At 69.8% G+C, this 16983-nt stretch carries 19 protein-coding genes and 1 pseudogene; 11 read left to right on the top strand and 9 right to left on the bottom strand.

Annotation, left to right across the window (positions count from 1 at the left end):
- Nucleotides 1-17 precede the first annotated feature (17 nt).
- Nucleotides 18-2897: a BTAD domain-containing putative transcriptional regulator gene (locus ACWEN6_RS04795; protein ID WP_452568982.1), complete on the top strand. Its 2880-nt coding sequence runs from the start codon at nucleotides 18-20 to the stop codon at nucleotides 2895-2897.
- Nucleotides 2898-3104: 207 nt separating this feature from the next.
- Complete coding sequence (locus tag ACWEN6_RS04790) at nucleotides 3105-3728, top strand: hypothetical protein (RefSeq protein WP_452568981.1); 624 nt, start codon at nucleotides 3105-3107, stop codon at nucleotides 3726-3728.
- A gap of 140 nt (nucleotides 3729-3868) precedes the next feature.
- Here the strand turns inward: ACWEN6_RS04790 and ACWEN6_RS04785 are convergent, their stop codons facing one another.
- Complete coding sequence (locus ACWEN6_RS04785; protein ID WP_452568980.1) at nucleotides 3869-4522, bottom strand: XdhC family protein; 654 nt, start codon at nucleotides 4520-4522, stop codon at nucleotides 3869-3871.
- A gap of 217 nt (nucleotides 4523-4739) precedes the next feature.
- Between ACWEN6_RS04785 and ACWEN6_RS04780 the strand changes: the two genes are divergently transcribed.
- Entirely contained in the window at nucleotides 4740-5198 is a 459-nt protein-coding gene (locus ACWEN6_RS04780) for an NUDIX domain-containing protein (protein WP_452568979.1), read from the top strand.
- Nucleotides 5199-5215: 17 nt separating this feature from the next.
- A pseudogene (locus tag ACWEN6_RS04775) lies at nucleotides 5216-5429 on the top strand (hypothetical protein); the annotation flags it as partial.
- On the opposite strand, the gene ACWEN6_RS04770 reads toward ACWEN6_RS04775, so the two are convergent.
- The 4 genes from ACWEN6_RS04770 to ACWEN6_RS04755 form a co-directional block, all read right to left on the bottom strand.
- Complete coding sequence (locus ACWEN6_RS04770) at nucleotides 5394-6020, bottom strand: GNAT family N-acetyltransferase (protein ID WP_452568978.1); 627 nt, start codon at nucleotides 6018-6020, stop codon at nucleotides 5394-5396. The pseudogene ACWEN6_RS04775 and the gene ACWEN6_RS04770 sit on opposite strands and share 36 nt — an antisense overlap.
- 167 nt (nucleotides 6021-6187) lie before the next feature.
- Nucleotides 6188-6316 (bottom strand): transposase, encoded by a 129-nt coding sequence (locus ACWEN6_RS04765; protein WP_452568977.1) that lies wholly within the window; start codon nucleotides 6314-6316, stop codon nucleotides 6188-6190.
- Nucleotides 6317-6492: 176 nt separating this feature from the next.
- Nucleotides 6493-8178, bottom strand: coding sequence for a penicillin-binding transpeptidase domain-containing protein (locus ACWEN6_RS04760; protein ID WP_452568976.1), 1686 nt, complete (start codon nucleotides 8176-8178; stop codon nucleotides 6493-6495).
- 375 nt (nucleotides 8179-8553) lie between these two features.
- Complete coding sequence (locus ACWEN6_RS04755; RefSeq protein WP_452568975.1) at nucleotides 8554-9261, bottom strand: SDR family oxidoreductase; 708 nt, start codon at nucleotides 9259-9261, stop codon at nucleotides 8554-8556.
- A gap of 59 nt (nucleotides 9262-9320) precedes the next feature.
- Here ACWEN6_RS04755 and ACWEN6_RS04750 point away from each other — a divergent pair, with 59 nt between their 5' ends.
- Together ACWEN6_RS04750 and ACWEN6_RS04745 are read left to right on the top strand one after the other, a co-directional pair.
- Nucleotides 9321-9728 carry a MerR family transcriptional regulator gene (locus ACWEN6_RS04750; protein ID WP_452568974.1) on the top strand — a complete coding sequence of 136 codons (408 nt, stop codon included), beginning with the start codon at nucleotides 9321-9323 and terminating at the stop codon, nucleotides 9726-9728.
- Between the two features lie 103 nt (nucleotides 9729-9831).
- A complete protein-coding gene (locus tag ACWEN6_RS04745; RefSeq protein ID WP_452568973.1) occupies nucleotides 9832-10320 on the top strand; it encodes an N-acetyltransferase family protein in 489 nt (162 codons plus the stop codon).
- A gap of 122 nt (nucleotides 10321-10442) precedes the next feature.
- Here the strand turns inward: ACWEN6_RS04745 and ACWEN6_RS04740 are convergent, their stop codons facing one another.
- The 3 genes from ACWEN6_RS04740 to ACWEN6_RS04730 form a co-directional block, all read right to left on the bottom strand.
- Nucleotides 10443-10895: a Clp protease N-terminal domain-containing protein gene (locus tag ACWEN6_RS04740; RefSeq protein ID WP_452568972.1), complete on the bottom strand. Its 453-nt coding sequence runs from the start codon at nucleotides 10893-10895 to the stop codon at nucleotides 10443-10445.
- A gap of 241 nt (nucleotides 10896-11136) precedes the next feature.
- Nucleotides 11137-11361 carry a DUF397 domain-containing protein gene (locus tag ACWEN6_RS04735; protein ID WP_452568971.1) on the bottom strand — a complete coding sequence of 75 codons (225 nt, stop codon included), beginning with the start codon at nucleotides 11359-11361 and terminating at the stop codon, nucleotides 11137-11139.
- Complete coding sequence (locus ACWEN6_RS04730; RefSeq protein ID WP_452568970.1) at nucleotides 11343-12176, bottom strand: helix-turn-helix domain-containing protein; 834 nt, start codon at nucleotides 12174-12176, stop codon at nucleotides 11343-11345. The genes ACWEN6_RS04735 and ACWEN6_RS04730 overlap by 19 nt, the downstream gene beginning before the upstream one ends.
- 290 nt (nucleotides 12177-12466) lie before the next feature.
- Here ACWEN6_RS04730 and ACWEN6_RS04725 point away from each other — a divergent pair, with 290 nt between their 5' ends.
- The 4 genes from ACWEN6_RS04725 to ACWEN6_RS04710 all read left to right on the top strand — a co-directional run bounded on the left by ACWEN6_RS04725 (nucleotide 12467) and on the right by ACWEN6_RS04710 (nucleotide 15022).
- A complete protein-coding gene (locus tag ACWEN6_RS04725; protein WP_452568969.1) occupies nucleotides 12467-12646 on the top strand; it encodes a hypothetical protein in 180 nt (59 codons plus the stop codon).
- Between the two features lie 80 nt (nucleotides 12647-12726).
- A complete protein-coding gene (locus ACWEN6_RS04720) occupies nucleotides 12727-13125 on the top strand; it encodes an ATP-binding protein (protein ID WP_452569085.1) in 399 nt (132 codons plus the stop codon).
- 287 nt (nucleotides 13126-13412) lie between these two features.
- The gene (locus ACWEN6_RS04715) at nucleotides 13413-13994 is read left to right on the top strand and encodes a TIGR03086 family metal-binding protein (protein ID WP_452568968.1); all 582 of its coding nucleotides are present in this window, start codon (nucleotides 13413-13415) and stop codon (nucleotides 13992-13994) included.
- Nucleotides 13995-14014: 20 nt separating this feature from the next.
- On the top strand, nucleotides 14015-15022 hold the full coding sequence (locus ACWEN6_RS04710) for a sigma-70 family RNA polymerase sigma factor (protein ID WP_452568967.1): 1008 nt from the start codon (nucleotides 14015-14017) through the stop codon (nucleotides 15020-15022).
- Nucleotide 15023: 1 nt separating this feature from the next.
- Here the strand turns inward: ACWEN6_RS04710 and ACWEN6_RS04705 are convergent, their stop codons facing one another.
- Entirely contained in the window at nucleotides 15024-16013 is a 990-nt protein-coding gene (locus ACWEN6_RS04705) for a stage II sporulation protein M (RefSeq protein WP_452568966.1), read from the bottom strand.
- A 38-nt stretch (nucleotides 16014-16051) separates the two neighbouring features.
- Here ACWEN6_RS04705 and ACWEN6_RS04700 point away from each other — a divergent pair, with 38 nt between their 5' ends.
- Nucleotides 16052-16942 (top strand): RDD family protein, encoded by an 891-nt coding sequence (locus tag ACWEN6_RS04700; RefSeq protein WP_452568965.1) that lies wholly within the window; start codon nucleotides 16052-16054, stop codon nucleotides 16940-16942.
- The last annotated feature ends 41 nt before the right edge of the window (nucleotides 16943-16983 follow it).

The following is a 16983-nucleotide window of genomic DNA, read 5'->3' as shown; positions in this document are numbered from 1 at the left end:
CCTCACCGGAGATTGTCATGGAATTTCGGATCATGGGGTCGTTACAGGTACAGGACGGCGCGCAGGACCGTACCCCGACGGCCCCCAAGCACCGGGACCTCCTGGCGGTCTTCGTCCTGAACGCGCGGCGCCCCATGACGCTCGCCCGGCTGCGAGGCCTGCTGTGGCCGCGGGAGGACGGCGACCGGTCCGACTCCCTGCTCCGGGGCTACATCGGCCGGCTCCGGCAGTCGCTCGGCAAGGACGTGATCACGACCACGTCCGGCACGTACACGCTGGCGATCGAGGAGGACCGGCTCGACGTCCACCGTTTCCGGCGGCTCGTGGAGCGAGGGCTGCGCGCCGCGCGGGAGGGCCAGGACGACCAGGCCCGATCCCACCTGCGCGAGGCGCTCGACCTGTGGCGGGGTCCCGTCCTGGAGGACGTCGACCCCGACGGGCAACGATGGGTGGAGACCACGGCCCTGCGCGAGGAGCTGGAAGAGCTCCGCCTGCTCGCCGTCGAGCGGAGCGTCGACCTCGACCTCAAGGCCGGGCACCACCGCGAGCTCGTCCCCGACCTGCGGCAGCTCACCAGATGGCATCCGATGTGGCAGCGCTTCCACGGGCAGTACATGCTCGCGCTCTACCGCAGCGGCCGCCGCGTCGAGGCGTTGGAGGCCTACACCCGGCTGCGTGAGGCGCTCGACGAGGGGCACGCCCTCGAACCCGACCCCGCGCTGCAGCTCCTGTACCACCGGATGCTCCACGACGACGTCTCGCTGCACGTCTCCGCCGGGCCGCCCGTGCTGCTGCCCTACGACGTCGCCCACTTCACCGGCAGGCAGGACCTGCTGGAACGGCTCGACCGGCTGACCGCCGACCCGGCCGCGCCTGCCACGGTCGTCGTCCACGGCCAGGCGGGCGCGGGCAAGTCGGCGCTCGCCGTGCACGCCGCCTGGCGCGGGCGCGACCGCTTCCCCGACGGCGTGTTCTACGCCGACCTTCGCGGCGACCACGGCCGGCCGGTCGACCCCGGCGCGGTCCTTTCGGACTTCCTGCGCTGGCTCGGCTGCCCGGCGCAGGCCATGCCCGCCACGCTGGAGCACCGCGCGCGGCTGTTCCGCGCCTACACCGCCGACCGGCGGCTCCTGCTGCTGCTCGACAACGCCGCCGACGAGGGCCAGGTACGGCCGCTGCTGACCTCCTGCCCGGCGTTCGTCACCAGCCGGTCCGCGCTCGGTGGCCTCACCGACGCCGTGCGGCTCCCCGTGGACGTGCTCGGCGACGACGACGCGCTGGAGGTGCTGGTCAAATTGATCGGCCCCGAGCGCGCGTCCGCCGAACGTCCCGCCATGGTGAGGCTCGGCCGCATCTGCGGCGGCCTGCCGATCGCCCTGCGCATCGCCGGAGCGCGGCTCGCCGCGCGGCCGGCGTGGACGGTGGAGCACCTCGCCGGGCTTCTCGACGACGAGCACCTGCGGCTCGATCTGCTGCACTCGGGCGACCAGACCGTGCGGAGCGTGTACTCGATCGGCTACGAAGGGCTGCCCGACAAGGCCCGGCGCATGCTGCGGATGCTCGGGGCGATCTCCGCGCCCGACTTCGCCGACTGGGTCGCCGCGCACTTCGGTGACGAGGCCGAGACCCTGGTCGACGCGGGCCTGCTGGAGACCCACACCATCGACGTGGCCGGCCAGGTCCGCTACCGGATGCACGACCTGACCCGGCTGTACGCGCGCGAGCAGCTGATCGCCCAGAGCGGCGAGAACGCCGTCCGCGACACGCTCATCGGGCTGCTGAGCGTCGTCATGACCAGAGTCCAGGCCTCCCGGTTCCCCCTCCTGTCCACCGGACCCGCCGACCACCCCCTCCCGGCCACCCCCCTCCAGCCCCTCCCGGCCCGCCCGGGTTCGCGCTCGCAGACCTTCGTCACCACCGACATCCGCAAGTCGGTGACCTGGCTGCTGGCCGAACGCGACTTCCTCACCGGCCTCGTGGAGGACCTGCACAAGGCCGGGCTGTGGGACGGCGCCCGGCGGCTCGCCCACCTGCTCGTGCCGTTCCTCGAACGCCACCGGTTCCTCGACGCCTGGCGCCACATCGGCGAGCTCGCCCTGGACGCGGCACGCCAGGTCGGCGACTCCCGCGCCGAGGCGCTGGCGCTGCGCGACCTCGGCGACCTGCACCGGGCCGAGCACCGATGGGACCTCGCCCACGAGCGGCTCCGGCTCGCGCTCAGCATGTTCCTGCGCGCGAGCGCCGCCAAGGACATCGCGCACACCAGGCGCCGGCTCGGCCAGGTCCTGCTGGAGCTGGGCAGGCCCGCGGACGCGGAGCGCAACCTCACCGCCTGCCTCGCCACCTTCGACAGCCACCCCTCCGGCGACGACACCGGTCCGGGTAACCCCGACGGACCGGCGCAGGAACACCGTCCGGGAACGGTGAGGGACACAGTAAGCGCGGCGCACGCCCGCCACACGGCGACGACGACCGATGGCAGAGGGGCCGCGGAGGCGCACCGCGCGCTGGGCATCGTGCTGCACCGCACCGGCCGGCTGGAGGAGGCGGCGGCACACCTCTCCAGGGCGGTGTCCCTGCTGTCCGGCCTGCGCGACCGGCACGGGCAGGCGGACGCGCTGCTCGACCTGGCCTCGGTGCGGATGTCGCAGGAGCTGGTCCCCGAGGCCAGGTCGCTGAGCGAACAGGCACGGGGCATCGCCGTCCGGCTCGGCGACCGGCTCCTCGACGCCGCCGCGCTGATCACCCTCGCCGAGGTCAACCTGGCCGAGGGCGCCGTGGACCGGGCCGGGGAACTGGCCGGCGAGTCGCTGGAGATCTTCCAAAGTGTCGCGGACGACCGCGGCCGATCCAGAGCCCTGGACATCCTCCGCCGAACGGGCAACCCTCACCGCTGACCCGTCCACGCCTTCATCCAACGACGGCGCCCACCGGACCTTCGCCGGGGTGCCGGGCACGTAGGCGGGCGGCGGCCGTGCTGGGGTGAGCGGGCACGGCGGCGTTAGCGGGTGCGGCGGCCATGGTGGGGTGAGCGGAAGTTCAACATTTCCTCAACACGGGCCGACCTACCTTCCTCTCACACCGGCACGAGAGAGGAACCCGACATGATCTCCATCCCCACCCGTCTGCGCACCGGTATCGCCGCCCTCGCCATCCTGGGCGCCGGCTCGGCGATGACGCTGGCCGTCACCCCGGTCGCCGACGCGGCCACCAGCCCCGCGACCACCACGATCAGGCTGGCCGCCGCGCCCGCGCTCACCGGCACGGCCGGCAGTGCCAGCACGGCCGATGGCGCCGGCACGGCCGGGGCGTCGGAGGCCGGCACGGCCGCGGCGACGAGCTGGGCCACCGCGGCCGCGCCCGCGAGCCTTCTGAAGAGCGTCCGGCGCAACTGCGGCTGGGTCACCTGCTCCTGGTACATGTCCAAGAAGGTCACCAGAAACCTCAAGGACATGATGGGAGCCGGCACCACGTTCACGACCGGAGCCGCCTACATGATCTGCAGCAAGATCTCCCACCCCATGGGGATCGCGGTCTGCGCGGCGGCCATCCTCACCAAGGGCGCCTCGGCCGCCTACCACATCACCGCCGCCGCCAACCGGGGCGGATGCGTCGTCACCCGCGTCAACGCGGCGTACCTGGTCTCCAGCATCCCCCCGCTCACCTTCGCCAAGGGTGTCACCTTCGACGACGTCCCGTTGAGCAACAAGTACTGCGACGCCCGCTGACGTCGAGCCGCCGGCGGGGGCCGGCAGCGGGTACTCAGAAGGTGGGGCGGGTGGCCACGGCCACCCGCCCCACCGCCGTTCCGGCACCGGCATCAACAGGGGTGCGCCGCCTCTGACGCCTTCCTCAGAGGAAGGACCGGTCAGAAGGCGAAGCCGCCGGGGCGGTCGTTGCGGTCGGCGAGGAGGCCGGCCAGCGTGGAGATCGCGATCTCCGGCGGTGTCTTCGAGCCGATGTTGAGGCCGATGGGCCGGTGCACGCGGGCGATCTCCCCGGGCGGCACGCCGAGCGCGGCCAGCGCCGCCACGTGCGGTGCGGTGTGGCGCGGGCTGCCCATCACGCCGATCCACCGGCAGGGGAAGGCGAGCAGTTCGTGCAGCACCGCGCCCAGCTCGGGACGGTCGTGGTCGGTGAGCACCACGTCGGCGGCTCCGTCGAGCCAGGCGGGCACCTTGGTCACCACCTCGGCGCCGGGCATGCCATCGGCCGCGATGCGCTCGGCGCGCTCGGAGTCGGGCTCCAGCAGGACGCACCTGAACCCGATGTCGGCCCCGTACCGGAGCAGGTGCCCGGCGACCGGAGAGGCGAACACGGCGACGAGCACCCGCTCGTCCCCCTGCGACGCGCCGACGGCCCCAGACGCCACCTCACCATGCGCGACGGCACAGGCCAGGTCCGTTCCGTGGTCGTGATCACGCCAGTGGTCGTGCCCGTCCCTCTGGCCGTAGTCGTGCCCGTGATCGTGGTCGTGGTCGTGGCCCTGGTCGTGGTCCTGGTCGTCATGCGAGTGGCCCATAGCCGCAGTCTCGCACCCACTCCCGCACCCCGCACAGCACCCGCCGGGCCTGTGCACGGCCCCGCTCACCGCCTGTGGCGTCCGGGCAACGGCTGCCCGGTCCGGCGCGGACTCCTCAGAGGGGGCATCACCGCGCGGATCACTGACCTATCGTGTGACGCTGCGGAGGGAACCAAGGGAAGGCGGGCGACGGCGTGCGGGATGTCGAAGGAGCGGCGTGCGGAAGCTGATGGTGCGGGCCTGGCGGGTCCTTCGCCCCGTCCAGTGGCGGGTGCTGTGGTTCACTCACGCGAAGTTCATGGTCGGGGTCACCGGAGTCGTGCGCGATGCCGAGGGCAGGGTGCTCCTGGTGAAGCACCGGTTCTGGCCGGAGGGCCGCCAGTGGGGCCTGCCGGGCGGCTTCGCCAGGAAGTCCGAGACCTTCGAGGACACTCTGGTCCGTGAGGTCCGCGAGGAGACCGGGCTGGACATCCGGGTGTGGCGCCTCACGCAACTCAACAGCGGCTATCGGCTGCGGGCGGAAGTCGCCTTCGAGGCCGAACTCACGGGCGGCGCGATCAGCCTCGACTCCTTCGAGATCATCGAAGCCGGCTGGTTCACCCCCGACACCCTGCCCCCCGGCCTCCAGGAACCCCACCGCCTCCTGATCAACGGCCCTCTACCCCCGAACGTCTGACCTCTCCGACCGTCGTCCGTGACCACGCGGCCAACCGCAAGAAACGCGGCTCCCGTGGCGGCCGCCCGATCAGTCATGACGTCGACCTCTACAAGCAGCGCAACGGTGGAACGCTGCATCAACAGGATCAAAGAGTGGCGCGGGCCGGCCTTCCGCTTCGACAAGACATCCGGCAGCTACCTAGCCGGCCTCCACCTACGCGGAGCCGTCTTGTGGATCCGAAGCCTCTGACCCACCTGAAGATTCGAACTCCGTACAGCCTTGGCAGCTGCGGTTGGCAGGGACTTCGAAGATGAGTCCGAGACCGTCCTCTTCGTCCCAGTGTTCTCCGACCTCGACGAAGCCGAAGCCGGCGATCGTGGCCAGGGACGCCACATTATCGGGGCTAATGGTCGCGCGCACGGTCTCGACCGCCGGTTCGGCCGCGGCCCGACGCAGCAACTCGATCAGGATGGCTCGGCCATACCCCTGGCGACGGAAGTCAGGAGCAACCGCGTAGCCGATCTCTACCATGCCCGCCTCATCGGGTGGTCCGTGAAACCCGGCATGACCGATGACGATACCTTCAGGCCCGGTCACCACCTGCCGCACCATCCACTGTGCGTGCCGGGGATCGGCGGCCATCTGGTCGATCCGCAACCGCCACAGCCACCGTGCTCTGTCTGTCACAAAGTACTCGGTCAGAGCGACCCCAGCCGTGTTGCTGGCTGCGGGCAGGTCCCCATCGAGCAGAGCGGACATCACAGCGCGCGACAACTCGACAAAGCGCACATGCTTCGAACTGGTGGGGAACGACGTCTGGCGATCGGCTTCATCTGTCACAGTGCGGAGGGTCGCAGAATGTCCGACAGACATCCAACGAATTTTGGAGTGATTGATCAACCGGACGTGCTCACGACAGCATCCGCCACCACGAGCACCAACCGTTGCAAGATCATGTCGGCGTGTGCCGTGCCAAAACTCGTGTACTGGCTCCAAGACCTCAGCGATCATCGCCTGCATCGACCGATCGAAGACACCCCCATCGCCCACGACCCGAACCTGTCATGGACAGTGGACCACGGCCCGTACTCGGCAGGCAGATCCCGCCACGGGCTGCCCGTACGAAAGCGCCGCATCACCGCATCGAACTGCTACCGCAGGTCCGGGGTCGGGCCCCGCTCACCCAGCGGCAGGTGCGGCTCGATCAAGAACCATTCATCGTCCGTAAGCTCTCCACGCGCCATGACGACGGCCTATCAGGAGCGGGAACCACAGTGCGGGGAATCCCTATGATCTCGACTCCGTACAGGCCTTAGAGGGCCTTGAGGAACTTGGCGGCGATGGGGGCGGCCGTGGCGCCACCGCTGCCGCCGTTCTGGACGAATACCGCGAAGGCCAGCGAATCGCGATAGCCGATGAACCACGCATGGGAGGACGCGCCCTGGACCTCGGCCGTGCCGGTCTTGCCGAAGGTCCCGGCGGGCAGCCCGGCCCGCGCGGCGGTGCCCTGGGTGACGACGGCGCTCATCATGGTGCGGAGCCCGGCGGCGATGCCCGGGTCCAGCGGCACCGGGGCCGGTAGCCCGGCGGGCGGGGAGTCGGTCATGACGGCGGGCTTCCACGTGCCGCTCGCGACGGCGGCGGCGACCTCGGCCATGCAGAGCGGGCTACCTTGCACCGAGTTCTGCCCGATGGCGTCGGCGCCCAGGTCGTCCAACGCCGTGTACGGCCGGATGCGGCAGGTGCTCAACCCCGGCTTCTCGCGGAAGCCGAACCGGTCGGCGGCCTCGGCCCGCAGGCGGTCGTCGCGCAGCCGCTCGTACGCCTGCCGGACGAACGTCGTGTTGCACGAGAACGCGAACGCCATGGTCAGCGTCACGGTGCCGTGGTCGGCGCCGCCGTCGTTGTGGAAACTGCGGGCGTTCGGGATGGTGTAGGTGCCCGGGCAGGCAACCTGCGCGTCCGGCGCGAGCCCCGAACGGAGCAGCGCCGCGGCGGTCACCACCTTGAACGACGACCCCGGCGGATACAGGCCGTTGAACGCCCGTTTCCCACCGAGTGTGTCGGCCACGGCCCGCACCTGCCCGCTCTGCGCGTCCAGCGCGACGATCGCCGCCGGCCGGCCGACGCCGTCCAGGGCCCGCGCCGCTGCCTTCTGCACCGGCTCGGAGATGGTCGTCCGCGTCGCCTGCGGCGCCGTGTCCGGGGTGGCCAGCAGGACCTTCCCGGACGGGACCTCCTCGATGGCCAGGCGGACGGCGGTCACGCCCAGGCCGGGGAAGTAGTCCCCGGCCCTGCTGTCCGCGGGAAACGGCCTGCCCTCACGGGTGAGCGCGGCCGGCCGGGCCACCTTGGTCTCCTTCAGCCGCAGCGCGCCGCCGTCCTTGAGCGAGGGGTGCAGCGTCTCGGGACCCCAGACCACCCTCCACGTCCCGTCGCGCCGCGCCAGGCGAAGCACCGAGGCGAAGTCCCACCGGCCGAGGCCGGTCACCTGGCGGGTCCCCTGGAACGGCACCTCCGCGGCGTCGGCGCCCTGGAGGCGCGGCGTGCCCGGGGTCAGGGCGAGCGAGGCGATGTGAAGCTCGGCGCTGAACCGCCGGTGCCGGTCGGCGAAGTCCGCCGGAGGATCGGCCACCAGCCCGGCCATGGCGGCGAAGTCCCCGGCCCGCCAGGCGGCGAAATACCGGGCCGCCACCACGTCCGGGCCCTCCTGCGAGACGGGGGGCGCCGGGGCGGACGAAGCAGGGACGACCGGCGGGTCGGACGGCGCGGCCGTCACCAGAGGGTCGGGTACCTCAGGGACCGACGTGGCGGAATTCTCAGGCGCGGGCTTGGATGTGGAGGGCGTCAGCCCGGCGCTGTGGGTGGGCAGCGGGGACCGCCGCCCGCTGTTCCGCGACGCCTCCAGCGAGTCGGGGGCGGTGAGCATCGCGACCACGCCGAAGACGACGATCAGCACCACCGCCCCGACCATGACCAGAGGCCACCGAGTACGCATGCGCCTCCACCACCGGCATCCAAGGGCCTGAGAACGGGAAAACGATCACAAAAACCATATCCCGCCCAACCGACATTTCCGCCCCCATCACCCCACGTCAGGCCCCTAACCCCCATTACCTCCCGACCATCCCGATCGATGACACTTTGCACTCACCGCTGATATCCGCGCCGGTGGTGGTGACGTCCAAAGATCACTCGGCTGATGTCATGTGACCATCGGCCGGCGTATCACCAGGCCCGGCGAAGGTGAGCCTGGCCCCGTGGATCACCGGGATCAAATCGCGAGGCAGCGGGCGAGTACGGCTTCATGTACGGGCTGCTGCCTGGAGGTCATGGTCGCGGGCGCCGCGACCATGACTGTCAGACTTGCAGGTCAGACAGAGAGGGCCGCCGCCGCTTCCCGGTAGATGACATCCGGGTCCTGCGACAGCCACGCCTTCACCTGGCGGCTCCAGTCGTCGGCGAGCACCTCGGGCCGGTCCCCTTCGATGCCGTCCAGGGCCGCCGCGACGATCACCTCGGGGGCGCTCTTGTCGCCCTCGTACCAGGCCATCATGTCGGTGTCCGCGGCGCCCAGGTGCAGGCCCGTCACCAGGGTGCGCTGGCCGGCCAGCTCCAGGCGGACGTTGTTGGTGAGCGCCCACTCGGCCGCCTTGGCCGCGTGGTACGCGCCCGCACCGTCGACGGCGAGCCACGAGATCGCGGACAGCACGTTGAGGATCGCGCCGTCGGCCACCTGGGGCGCGAAGGCGCGGATCACGTTGAGGGCGCCGTAGAAGTGCGTGTCCATCTCGCGGCGGATCACATCCAGGTCCCCGGTGACCAGGTTCGCCCCGGTCGAGATTCCCGCGTTGTTGATGACGATCGTGACATCAGGTGCCGCCGCCGCCGCGGCGGCGATCGACGCCGGATCGGTGACGTCGAGGCGCAGCGGGACGACCCCTGGCACGTCGATGAGCTCCGGGCGGCGGGCGGTCGCGTACACCTTGCCGGCGCCGCGGTCGAGAAGGGAAAGGGCGAACTGCCGGCCCAGGCCGCGGTTGGCGCCGGTGACCAGCACGTGTGCTCCGTTGATTCGCATGTCGGATAACGTAGAACCTGACGTTGACGTCAGAGGCAAGTCTTGTGACGGAGGTCACGGTGCGTATCGGAGATTTGGCGGCGCAGTCAGGCGTCAGCGTGCGGGCCCTGCGCTACTACGAGGAGCAGGGGCTGCTGGAGGCGAACCGGAGCGGCTCCGGGCAGCGCCACTACCCCGAGTCCGCGGCCGACCGGGTCCAGCTGATCCAGACGCTCTACGCGGCCGGCCTGTCCAGCCGGACCATCGCCGAGCTGCTGCCCTGCGTCGAGGCCAGGGTCAACACTCCGGAGTCGCGGGCCCGGCTGGCCGCCGAGCGTGATCGCATCGACGCCCAGATCGCCGCGTTGACCCGTACCCGTGACCACCTCGACGCGGTCATCCTGCTCTGCGGAAGCCCGGCCAGCGGCTGTACCTACATCCCCGACCAGGACATAGCCGCTCAGGCGAACCACTCCGCGACGCCGTGATCGCGGCGGCACGCACCACCGGATCGCACCCGCCACGACGGGAACCGAGGTCTGCCGATAAACCCAGTTGCGACCTCTACCTGGGTGACCCATGCTGGCGGCCATGCTGATCCGAGAGGCGATGCCGTACGACTGGCCCAAGATGTGGGCCTTCATGGAGGGCATCGTGCGTGCGGGTGAGACCTTCTCCTGGGATCGGGGCACCACCGAATCTGAGGCCCGTCAAATGTGGTTCCCGAAGCCGCCGGGCCGCACCTTCGTCGCCGTGGACGCGGATGGAACCGTCCTGGGCACAGCCAACAGCGTCCGCAACCACCGTGGCGGCGCCGCACACATCGCCAGCGCGAGCTTCATGGTCGATCCGGACCACTCCGGCCGGGGCGTCGGCCGGGCACTCGGCGAGCATGTCCTGGAGCAGGCACGCAAGGACGGCTTTCGAGCGATGCAGTTCAACGCCGTTGTGGAGACCAACACCCGAGCGGTGGCACTGTGGAGGTCACTCGGCTTCCAAGTGATGACCACCCTCCCCGACGGCTTCAACCACCCGATCCACGGCTACGTGGGACTGCACATCATGTACCAGCAGTTTTGAGCCAACTGACGCATGCACCAGGTGCCGTGTGCCGGCCACCCACCCTGCCGCGGGGCCACTCTGGTGATGATCCAGATCAGCGATCTCTACCAAACCACCGCCGAAGGTCCACGGAACACGCGTTAAGCGTGTAGCCGGGTTTGCCTTTCCAGTATGCGAATGACTCCGTGACGGGTATTGCCCAGCGTGAGTCCCTGCCTGGACAACATCTGAGCGGCAGGGCCTTCGCCTTCGCCGATGAGGGCGAGCAGCAAGTGCTCGGTTCCGATGTGGATGTTCCCCATGTCGGCGGCCGCATGGCGCGCAAGCTCCAATATCCGTTCCATTCTGGGATGGAACGGCCGGGTCTCAGGTGGTCGGCCGACGATGGATTCGCCGTACGTCTCCAACTCTTCCTGCATGCTCAGCGGATCGGCCACAAGCTCGAACAGCGCGTCCGCGGCGAGGGACCGGCGAAAGTCGATCAATGCCAGCAGAAGATGTTCGGGGAGTACGCACTCTCGGCCAAGCCTCTCGGCTTCGCCTCTGGCCAGCTCAAGAACCTGCAGCGCGTGGTCTGTGAGGAGGCGATCCAACGGCCACCCGAGAACGCGTCTACGCCTGAGCATCCTCCGCATGATCATTTGGGTGTCTCCTCCGGTCCACGCCTCTCATGGGTCTGCCGCATCGGCGTACCTCCCGTCTCACCGACCGTGTCCTCATCCCGGCGCCGACGCAGAGGGTCGATGGTCGGCGAATAAGGCGCCGTCCTGCGACACCCCGCGCGCTTTCCTCTCGCGAACGCGGGCTCACCGTCACATCATGAGTCGCCGGAGCTCAGCCGGTGAAGCGGCCCTTCTTGACGCCGTCCAGAAACGCCGACCATTCGCCGGGACTGAAGATCAACGCCGGACCGTCCGCGTTCTTGCTGTCCCGCACCCCGATGATCCCGGGCAGACCAATGGCGACCTCGACGCAGTTGCCGCCGCTGTTGCCGCTGCGCGAACTCTTCTTCCACATGGCCTCGGAGAGGGAGGTCGAGGTCAGGTCTTCTGCATCCATGAGGCTTCTGCTTTCTTGATCATTTCGAGCGATTCGCCTGGACGATATGCCTGTGCTCGTATCGTGTCATACCGCCCTAAGATCACGGAAACAACTTTTGGCTCCGCGGAGACTTCACCTGTCCCTGCGGACTCTATGGACACCGTCGTCGGAGCGTCCGCCAGTTCGGCGATCGCGAACCCCGACATCAGACCGTCCGTGCAAGGAGTGTCATGGGGAACGAGTTGCACCGTGACATGGCGGAAGCTCGCAACGGCCGCGAGGTGCGAAGCCTGTTCCCGCATCGTCTCGGGACCGCCGACAGGGCGGCGGAGCACCCATTCGTCTATCAGTACCCACACAATGGGTGGGTCGTCTCTGTCCAGGATGAGGCTTCGCTGCATGCGAGTCTGGACCTGCTCCTCTACCTGTTGCTCGGGCGTGGCCAGGTGGCCACGGAAGACGGCACGTGCGTATGCCTCGGTCTGCAGCAGACCGGGAATCAGGAGGGGGTCCCACGTGCGTAGGGCCACAGCTTGAGGTTCGATTTCCTCCTGCCAGCGCAAGAACCATTCTGGCCCGGACGCGGACTCGATGATACGGCGAAATAGCCGGGCAAATCGCTTACTCTCGGACAGGCCGAACGCACGATCACATCCTTCCGCGAAGTCGAGCTGCGGCTTTCGATTGCCCGTCTCAATATGTCCGATAAGCGAAGGTGAACACCCGAGACGTTCAGCGAGGCGCGCCTGCGACAGCCCTTTCCCCCTTCGACAACGGGCCAGTTCACGCCCGAAACGCTCAGTCGGGGACATACGCGAGTCAAGATCGTTCATCGTACGCACCTCCGCTTGGCTTATCGTTTGCCGACTGGCATCGACAGGATAGTGACAACCTCTACATGGCGAGGGGTTATTAGTCGAGGGTTGTCGACCAACTTCATGCTCCAATTGGCTGACCTACAGGCACTCTAGGCATGCACCAAAAGCCACAAAGAAAGATCGTGACAATAGTCCGACACTCTCCCACGTCGATGGAGCCCGGTATGACAGGCCGAAGTCTGGAACGCCTCCGATCTCGTAGCAGCGTCGGCATCTCGTCGAACGGGCCGCCTCCTGCTCGGTCGGTGAGGGAGCAGCAGTACTACCACTTGGTTCGGCCGGCGTGGAGTCTCAACCGGCGGGGACTGCGCGCGGCGGTGGAATTGCCGCTGAAGACCGAGCCTGTGGTGGTGGTGCCGCGGACGGCGACGAGCGCGCTGCGGGTCATGGCGTGCAGCGTCAGGGGGATATGGGTCTACACCTAGGGCCGGGGTCCGGATCAGCGGGTGAGGGTGGTGGCCGACGACGCGGCCGAGCGGGTCTGGGAGGTCGTGCAGTGAGGACCATGGGTGGCCTGCTCGGCAGGGTCGAGGTCCTGGGGCTGAGCAGACCGGTGAAGATCGCGCGGGAGTATGTGCGTTCGGTGCTGCAGGTGGCCGGACGGCGGGACCTGGACGAGGTAGAGGTCCTGGTCAGTGAGGTCGTCACGAATGCCGTGCGGCATTCGGACTCGGGGCGCCGGCCGGGCGGCGTGGTGGCGGTCCGGGTGTACGACGACGGCGAGACGGTACGGGTCGAGGTCACCGACGAGGGATCGCCCGGCGGCATACCGATGGTCCCGGTACAGGCCGAGCCGTTCAGCGAGAGCGGCCGGGGGTTGTGGCTGGTCCGGGAGTTGTCCACGTCGTGGGGCTGGAGCCAGGACGCCAAGGGCCACACGGTCTGGTTCGAGCTCCGGCCATGACAGGCCGACTCGGTGCGGCGGATGTCCCGGCAGCGGCCGCCCCTGCGTACCGGGGTCGGTCATCGGCCAGTGACAGGTTCCCCCTCAAGCCGGGGCGGCGGCGCGGTGGCTTCCCCCGGCCGATTCGCCGCTCCATCCAAGTGCGCGCCGGCCGAACTGTGCGAATGAGGGTCGCCGCCGCGATTCCTTTCTCGGTGCCGAGAGGTCTACCTGTTGTGAGCCGAGGACCACCCGCGACCGCGGGGGCGATGCCTGGTTCGCCGAGGACTGCGAGAGGATCGAAGACGATGGAGAGTAAGCAGGAGCCCGTGGCCACCCGGCAGCTGAGCCGGGCCTTCGCCAGCACCCGGGCCGTGCTGGCCAAGGTCGGACCCGGCCGGTTGGACGCGGCGACGCCGTGCGCGTCGTGGGACGTGCGCGCGCTGATCAACCATTTCGTCGGCTCGGCCCGGTGGGGCGCTTCCGCCGTCATGGGCGCCGGTTATGAGGCCACCGACGAGGACTACGCGGCCGGCGACTTCCTCGCCCACTATGACGATGGCATCGACCTCGCGCTGGCGGCTTTCGGGGCCGACGGCGTTCTGGAGAAGAGGCTCGAGCTGGCGTTCGGCGGGTTCTCCGGTGCGGACCTGATGAATATGGTGGTCAGGGACCAGTTCGCCCATGGGTGGGACCTCGCCCGAGCCATCGGGCACCACACCGACCTTGATCCCGAGCTCGCCGGTGAGCTCCTCGTCCAGGCCCGGGCCGAGATCCTCGACGCCTACCGTGGGCCTGAGGGAGAGGCCATCTTCGGGCCCTCCGTCGAGGCCCCTGCCGGCGCGTGCGCGGCCGACCGGCTGGCCGCCTTCCTCGGCCGCTCCCTATGACCGGAGAGTGATCGTGACCTGTGGCGGAATCTGACCAGGAGACCGTCGTGCCCGTCGTGCCCGACGGTGAGGCGTTCGTCAGGGACGCCGAGCCGTTCCGGCGGGAACTGCTGGCGCACTGCTACCGCATGCTCGGCTCGGTGGACGATGCCACCGATGCGGTCCAGGAGACCTATCTGCGTGCCTGGCGTTCCTACGGCGCGTTCGAGGGCCGGTCATCGGTGCGCACCTGGCTCTACCAGATCGCCACCAACGCCTGCCTGACCGCGCTGGGGCATCACAGCAGGCGAGTGCTTCCTTCCGGCCTCGGCGGTCCGGAACCGGACTCCGAGGCCGCCCCGGAACCGGCCGGACCCGATGTCAGCTGGCTTCAACCGGTCCCCGACGCACTCGTCGGCCCCGAGACGGCCGACCCCGCGTCCATCGTCCTCGGGCGGGAGGACCTGCGACTGGCGCTGGTCGCCGGCCTGCAGTACCTGTCAGGGACGCAACGGGCCGTGCTCATTCTGCGGGATGTGCTGTCCTTTCCCGCCGCCGAGGTCGCCGTCATGCTGGGCACCACCACAGCGGCGGTCAAGAGCGCGCTGCAACGCGCCCGCGCCCGGCTCCGGGACCTGGCCCCCGCGGCCGGCGAGATCGTCCCGCCCACCGAACCGGGTGCCCGTGCGCTGCTCGACCAGTACGTCGCGGCCTTCCAGAACGCCGACGCGCCGGCCCTGGAACGGCTGCTGCGCCGGGACGCCACCCTGGAGGCGACGCCCTTCAAGACGTGGTTCGCCGGCCGCGCGACCTGCGTGCCCTACCTCCGTACCCGGATTCTCGGATCGCCCGGTGACTGGCTCATGCTGCCGACCGGCGCCAACGGGCAGCCCGCGGCGGTGGCCTACACCCGTGACGGACACGGCGCCTACCAGGCGTACGGCATCGTGGTGCTCACCGTCACCGGCGCGGGCATCAGCCAGATCATCTCGTTCCACCAACCGGGCCTGGTCGCCACCTTCGGCTTCCCGCCGACCGTCGTCCGCTGAGTCAGGTGGAGGGGGCCACGTCGGGGGTGCGTTCGAGGTCGCCGGTCTCGCCGGCGTGGAGGGCTCGGCGGCCGAAGTACACCACGTATGCCAGGAAGGCGGCCTCGGCGAGCACCCCGATGCCGATGCGTGCCCAGGTGGGCAGCGGCGACGGCGTCACCAATGCCTCGATCAGCCCGGACACCAGCAGTACCACGACCAGGCCGAGGGCAACGCTGACGACGGCTCGTCCTTGCTCGGCGAGCGCCTCCGCGCGTTTCCGCGGACCGGGGTCGATGACCGTCCATCCGAGCCGCATGCCGACGGCGGCGGCGAGGAAGACGGCGGTGAGCTCCAGCAACCCGTGCGGGGTGATCAGGCCGAAGAAGATGTCCAGCCGGTCGCGTGAGGCCATGAGACCGGCGGAGATGCCGACGTTGGCGGCGTTCTGCCACAGGATGTACGGGATGGGGATGCCCAGGAGGACCGACATCGCGATGACCTGCATCGACACCCATGCGTTGTTGATCCACACCTGCCCGGCGAACGCCCCGGCCGGGTGCTCGGAGTAGTAGTCGGCGAAGTCGTGCTCGACGAGCTGCTTGATCTGTTCGGGTCCGGCGATGGCGGCCTGGACGTCGGCGTTGCGTGCGACCCAGAAGCCGAGCACGACCGAGACCGCCAGGAAGACGGCGGCCGAGCCGGCCCACCACCAGCGGGCACGGTAGGCGACCACGGGGAAGGAGACGGTGAAGAAGCGGATGAACTCCCGCCAGGCGGGAGTGTGGGCGCCGGTGACGGCCGAGCGCGCCCGTGCGACCAGCGCCGACAGCCGGCCCACGAGGAGCTGGTCGGAGCCGGACCTGACGATGGACAGGTGGGTCGCCACGCGCTGGTAGAGGTCGACCAGTTCGTCGACCTCAGGGCCGGTCAGTGAGCCGCGGTGCCGCACCAGGGTCTCGAGCCGGTCCCACGTCGGCTTGTGCACGGAGACGAACGCGTCGATGTCCACGCACGAAAGCCTATTGGCCCGGTGGATAGGGTGGGGGCGTGGCAGATGTGGTGACCGGTGAGGCCGTCGTCGTCGAGGTGCGGGTGGCCCAGCTGCCGAGCCGCGCGGTGGCCCTGTTGATCGACATGCTGCTGCAGTTCGCGGCCATCGTCGGGCTGTCCCTGCTGCTCGGCATGCTGTCGGTGGTCACCGAGGAGGCCTTCGCGATCGCGCTGACGATCCTGCTGACCGCCCTGGTCATGGTCGGATACCCGGTCATCTTCGAGACGCTGAGCCGCGGGCGCAGCCTGGGCAAGCTGGCGCTCGGGCTCCGGGTGGTGAGCGACGACGGCGGCCCCGAGCGGTTCCGGCAGGCGATGTTCCGCGGTCTGGCCGGGCTGCTGGAGTTCTGGCTGCTGTTCGGGGCGCCCGCGCTGATCGGCTCGCTGGTCAGCGAGCGCGGCAAGCGGCTCGGCGACGTCTTCGCGGGCACCATCGTGATCTCCGAACGGGCCCCGCGCCAGGCGCCGCCGCCCGAGATGCCGCCTCAGCTCGCCGCCTGGGCCACGACGCTGGAGCTGTCGCGGCTTCCGGAGGCGCTCGCCGCCACGGCCCGGCAGTACCTGTCGCGCTGGCACCAGCTGTCCCCCGCCGTCCGCCACGAGATGGGGGTGCGCATCGCCGGGCAGTTCTCCTCGTTCGTCTCGCCGCCGCCCCCGCCCGCCGCGCCGCCCTACGCCTACCTCGCCGCCGTTCTGGCCGAGCGCCGCCGCCGCACGCAGGCGCGGCTCGCCCTCCAGGCGCGGCAGGCGCGCGCGTCGTCGTCCGCTTCTCCCTTCGCCGGCGTGCCGGGTGCGGCGCCCGTTTCCGGGGCGTATCCGGCGCCGTCTTTCCCGCCTTCACCTGCGGCGACACCGCCGACGGCCAGTGGTTTCATCCCTCCCGCCTAGATTTCGCGTCTTCTGCCGCATACATGCCCGAACAGGGGGCA

The organism is Sphaerisporangium sp. NPDC004334, assembly GCF_053602655.1.
Note: the sequence above shows the minus strand (reverse complement) of the source record. Positions and strands in the feature narration are given on the sequence as shown.